The 249-nt window shown below is 44.2% G+C and carries 1 protein-coding gene; it reads right to left on the bottom strand.

Going from position 1 to position 249, the window contains the following annotated elements:
* Positions 1 to 30: 30 nt before the first annotated feature.
* A partial coding sequence (locus tag FNH22_RS32545; protein WP_221420404.1) for a hypothetical protein occupies positions 31 to 249 on the bottom strand: 219 nt, incomplete at its 5' end.

Genomic DNA, 249 nt, shown 5'->3' with positions numbered 1-249 from the left:
ATTAAAATATGACAAAGACGTACACTAAAATCATTCCGCCGTACCTGGAAATAACACTGCGGCACCCAAAAAGCACAAAGCCAGATGAAAAAAGCATTTTGCCACTCCCGAAAATAACACTGCGGCATCTAAAAACCGTAACGCCGCATACCAAAAGTATAAAACAGCACGCGCCCACGGCAATAGTGCACCGCTGAAGCACTCCATCTCTGCCCAACGCCACAAAGACAACCAATAATCAATGTTTAA

Source organism: Fulvivirga sp. M361 (assembly GCF_007097395.1).
Classification (GTDB): Bacteria; Bacteroidota; Bacteroidia; order Cytophagales; family Cyclobacteriaceae; genus Fulvivirga.
Note: the sequence above shows the minus strand (reverse complement) of the source record. Positions and strands in the feature narration are given on the sequence as shown.